Origin of the sequence: Neisseria sp. HMSC065D04, assembly GCF_001815675.1 — a bacterium.
Lineage (GTDB): Bacteria > Pseudomonadota > Gammaproteobacteria > Burkholderiales > Neisseriaceae > Neisseria.
Genome location: NZ_KV821532.1, coordinates 27,389 through 31,765, shown reverse-complemented (window position 1 = coordinate 31,765; position 4,377 = coordinate 27,389). Strand labels below are relative to the sequence as shown.

Annotated in this window: 4 protein-coding genes; all 4 read right to left on the bottom strand. The window is 46.7% G+C overall.

Translation table 11 applies throughout. The annotated features are described in order from the left end of the window. Positions 1 to 449: 449 nt before the first annotated feature. The 4 genes from HMPREF3050_RS09615 to HMPREF3050_RS09600 all read right to left on the bottom strand — a co-directional run bounded on the left by HMPREF3050_RS09615 (position 450) and on the right by HMPREF3050_RS09600 (position 4,288). Positions 450 to 1,046, bottom strand: coding sequence for an MlaC/ttg2D family ABC transporter substrate-binding protein (locus tag HMPREF3050_RS09615; protein WP_070774639.1), 597 nt, complete (start codon positions 1,044 to 1,046; stop codon positions 450 to 452). Between the two features lie 110 nt (positions 1,047 to 1,156). Further along, the gene (locus tag HMPREF3050_RS09610; RefSeq protein ID WP_070774638.1) at positions 1,157 to 1,708 is read right to left on the bottom strand and encodes a hypothetical protein; all 552 of its coding nucleotides are present in this window, start codon (positions 1,706 to 1,708) and stop codon (positions 1,157 to 1,159) included. A 155-nt stretch (positions 1,709 to 1,863) separates the two neighbouring features. After that, positions 1,864 to 2,232 (bottom strand): nucleolar protein, encoded by a 369-nt coding sequence (locus tag HMPREF3050_RS09605; protein WP_070774637.1) that lies wholly within the window; start codon positions 2,230 to 2,232, stop codon positions 1,864 to 1,866. A gap of 133 nt (positions 2,233 to 2,365) precedes the next feature. Further along, entirely contained in the window at positions 2,366 to 4,288 is a 1,923-nt protein-coding gene (locus HMPREF3050_RS09600) for an ATP-binding cassette domain-containing protein (RefSeq protein ID WP_070774636.1), read from the bottom strand. Positions 4,289 to 4,377 lie beyond the last annotated feature (89 nt).

Here is a 4,377-nt window from a genome sequence, read left to right as displayed (position 1 = left end):
CGTACTGGTTTAAAGTTAATCCACTATATTTTCAAAAATCATTTCTCTTGAACCAACTTACAATAACAAAGTAGCAGGTAGAAAACAACTCCACTACAACCATGATTCAGAATAAACCAAAGGTCGTCTGAACTTTAAAAGTTTTCAGACGACCTTTTGTTTGTTCAATCCCATAAGTTTCAAATGAATGCAAGACCGTTCATTTTAACCTATTGATTTTTATATTGAATTAACTTTAAACCAGTACGACGTTGCCTCGCCTTAGCTCAAAGAGAACGATTCTCTAAGGTGCTGAAGCACCAAGTGAATCGGTTCCGTACTATCTGTACTGTCTGCGGCTTCGTCGTCTTGTCCTGATTTAAATTTAATCTACTATGATATCCCTTATCCTCAAATGGAAAAACCATTCCAATCCTTCTCTTGAGAAAACAGGAAAATTATCAATCAAATTATTGCTTTTTCAAACCTTTGGCTTTAACAACGGCAATAGTACCGTCAATACCTTTTTGCTTAATCAACTCATTGAATTGATTGCGGTATACCGTTACCAAGCTTGTGCCATCCAAACGGAAATTGTAGATTTTATAAGCAGAACCTACCCGATAAAGCTGATACGCTACTTCGTATTTCTTACCGCTCTTCGTTTGAAGTTCCGAAAACACATCAAACTTATTGCCGTTTTCAGTCATTTTAGGCAGCAATTTCACCTTCGCATCGGCAGCGCCCACCAAAGCGGAATGGGAATACATCGAAACCACCATCTCTTTGAATGCCTGAATAAAATCTGTTTTCTGCTGTGCTGAGAAATTGCGCCAAGGCGCGCCGACTGCCAAAGCGGAAATGCGTTCATAATCCAAATAACGGTCGGCATACTGCTGTATTTGTTTGACACGCTGCGGCTCGCTCAAGGAAGTATTGCGCGCAATTTTCAAAACAGTATCAATATTTTGCTGCATCTGCTCTTGCGCCGGATGCGCAGCGGCAACATACGGGGCGGCAAGCACCATAGGTGCTGCCAGTATAAAAGCGGATAAATAGGATGCCATATACGTACCTATTTCTAAATGTTTTAAAGGTTAATTGTAAAACTTTATATTTTAGAAATATTTAACGTAATGTAAAACCAAGAAAGGCAGGTAAAGAAGTCAGAAATACGTTACATCCGGCTCAATTCCCTTTGCAGGGCTTGGATGTTTTGCTGGCGGTCGAGCACCGCGCTTTGCAGACTGGTGATTTCCTGTTGGTTGACATGACCGCCTTTGGCTACGCGGGCTTGCGCCAGAGATTTTTGCGCTTCACCCAACGCTTTACGCTCATTGCTCAACTCCGTTTCCAAAATCGAACGGCGGCTAGTGCTGCCGGAAGATTTGGGCGCAGGCGTTGCCGCAACTTCAGGAGCAGGACGGATGGGCGCAGGCGCGGGATTTGCCTTAGCGGTATTTTTAGAGGCGGGTTTTGCGTTACTGGCTCGTTTCGACGGAGCTTCAGCAGCAGGTTCCGACATTTCAAAAGCGGGAGCGTCGTAGCGCGAGCTGCTGTATTTACCGATGGTCGGTAAATCCGCCGAATGGCAGTTCCCAGATGGACGCGATGTATAGATAACTTCGCCGTTGACTGTACAGGTATAGATCTTGGGGGAGGCTTGTGCGCCGGATACGGCGGCAAACATCAGCAATGAAGCTGCCAATGTGTGGAGTGATTGTTTCATGGTAAGGTCGTAATGTGAAATAAGTAATTGTTCGATAAATATTGCATTCAACTGTAATAGTATAACAATCCTGGCTTATTCGCTCAAATAGGACGGAGGGCTTTTTTTAATTTCAAAGTTTGTAAACCGTCCTCTTCATTTTAGCGAAAGTTGCCTCACTCGTTTTCAGACGACGTTTGTGCGGCTTTATTCGATTTTTTGGCGCGTGATTTGGCGTTTTTGCTCTTTGTCTCCTGCTCTTGCGCCTTTTCCCGCGATTTTTCTTTTGAACGCGCCTTCTTGGGCTTGGCCGCCTTTTCTTCGGTATCGCTGCTTAATTTTTTGATTTTCAAACGATATGCACCGCCTTGGTGGCTGCTGATTTTGGGCAAGTCTGCGCCTGTGCAGTTTCCCGAAGGTTCGGATGTATAGGTTTTGCTATTACCGGAATGGCAGCTGAAGACGGCTGCCGCGGTGTAGAGGGATAAGCCCAAAATGAGGGAGGATGCGACGATAAGTGCCCCTTGCTTGATTCGTGAACGCATGAGTTTTCCGTAGTTTGAGTTTTCAGACGACCTATTTTTGTTTTTATGCAGTTCGACGGTCTGAAATGACCATGCCGAACTGTATTTTTGGCGGCTTCTGAAGGCAGATACGGAAACTCGGGCAACGGGATATTTATATTTGTGTAAATTCTGCGTCGATTTCCGTCAGGATTTGCTCCAGCTCTTCTTGCCACAAAAGCCAGTTTTCTTCTATTTGTGTTAATTTTACTTTAATTTCTGTTAATTGTGTGAGAATTTGTTGTAATTTTGTTTTATTTTCGTCCGAATAGGCTTCTTCTTGTGCCAAAAATGCTTCACATGCCGTTTGAATTTCAGAAAGCTGCGCCATTTCTTTTTCGGCTTTGTCGATTTTCTGTTGTATCGGCTTGCCGCGTCGGGCTTTTTCTTGACGGATTTGCGCTTCGATACGCTTGGTGTCTTTGCGGTTTTGGCTTTGTGCGGAAGCGGCAGGTGCGGCTGTGGCGTTTTCCTGCGCCAACCGCCACTGACGATAATCGTTTAAATCGCCGTCAAAGTTTTTCAGACGACCTTTGTCAATCAGGAGGAAGCTGTCGGTAGTCGCTTCGAGCAGACTACGGTCGTGCGATACGACGATTAATGCGCCTTGAAAACTTTGCAGCGCGAGCGTTAAGGCATAGCGCATATCCAAATCCAAATGGTTGGTCGGTTCGTCAAGCAGCAGCAGATTTGGCTTTTGCCAGATAATCATAGCAAGGGCGAGACGGGCTTTTTCTCCGCCGGAAAAAGGTTCGGTTTTCTGCAACGCCATGTCGCCGACAAAGTTGAAGCCGCCGAGGAAATTTCGGATTTCTTGTTCGCGCACTTCGGGAGAAAGCTGCTGAATGTGCCAAACAGGGCTTTGGTCGGCGCGGATGGTGTCGAGCTGGTGCTGGGCAAAATAGCCGATATTGAGTTTTTCGGAACGAACGATGCTGCCGGAGAGCAAATCAATTTTGCCTGCCAAGGCTTTGATAAATGTAGATTTACCGCTACCGTTAACACCCAATAGCCCATAACGTGCGCCGCTTTCCAGCGACAGGGTAATGTCGTGCAAGACGGTTTTGCCTTCGTAACCCAAATCAGCGTGTTCCAGCTTCAGCAAAGGATTGGGCAGATGGTCGGGATTGTAAAACTCAAAGGAAAACTCGCTGTCCAGATGCGCGGGAGCGATGCGCTCGAGCTTCGCCAATGCCTTCATACGGCTTTGCGCTTGAACGGCTTTGGTGGCTTTGGCTTTGAAGCGGTCGATAAAGGATTGCAGATGTTTGATTTGCGCCTGCTGTTTGACATAGGCGGCTTGTTGCTGCGCCAGACGCTGCGCACGTTCGTTTTGGTAAAAATCGTAATTGCCGCCGTATTGCGTGAGTTTTTGCTGCGACAATTCAATGGTTTGGGTGGTGGCTGCATTGAGGAAATCACGGTCGTGGGAAATGATGATTTGCGTGCAGGGTAAAGAGGCAAGGTGGTTTTCCAACCACAATACAGTTTCCAAATCCAAGTGGTTGGTCGGTTCGTCAAGCAAAAGCAAATCGGCACGGCAAATTAAGGCTTGCGCAAGGTTCAGACGCATACGCCAGCCGCCGGAAAAGGATTTGACGGGGCGGCTGTGTTCTTCTTGCGAAAAACCCAGTCCGTTCAACAATTTCGCCGCACGAGCCGGCGCGGTATACGCGTCGATTTCTTCCAATTTGGCATGATATTCCGCCTGTTTCATGCCGTCATTTTGCGCTTCCGCCTGCGCCAAGGTCGTCTGAAAAGCCTGCAACTCGGCATCACCCTGCAAAACGTAGTCCAACGCAGAGATGTCCAAATCCGGCGTTTCTTGGGAAACGGAAGCCATCCGCCAATTTTTCGGAATCGAGATATCGCCGCCATCCTGAGTGATTTCACCCTTGATTAAGGCAAACAGGCTGGATTTGCCCGTCCCGTTTTTACCGATCAAACCGACGCGCTGACCGGGATTGACGGTGGCGTTGGCTTTGTCGAGCAGGACTTTCAAACCGCGTTGCAGGGTGAGGTTCTTGATTTCAATCATGATGGTAAAGGACGGGTGGAAAAATGGGAAAGGCGGTATTTTATAGCGAAAACAGCATTATAGTGGATTAAATTTAAATCAGGACAAGG

What these genes read in the sequence shown, in the direction of transcription:
- HMPREF3050_RS09615 (WP_070774639.1), bottom strand. Translation starts at nt 1,046, where the DNA reads ATGGCATCCTATTTATCCGCTTTTATACTGGCAGCACCTATGGTGCTT.
- HMPREF3050_RS09610 (WP_070774638.1), bottom strand. Translation starts at nt 1,708, where the DNA reads ATGAAACAATCACTCCACACATTGGCAGCTTCATTGCTGATGTTTGCC.
- HMPREF3050_RS09605 (WP_070774637.1), bottom strand. Translation starts at nt 2,232, where the DNA reads ATGCGTTCACGAATCAAGCAAGGGGCACTTATCGTCGCATCCTCCCTC.
- HMPREF3050_RS09600 (WP_070774636.1), bottom strand. Translation starts at nt 4,288, where the DNA reads ATGATTGAAATCAAGAACCTCACCCTGCAACGCGGTTTGAAAGTCCTG.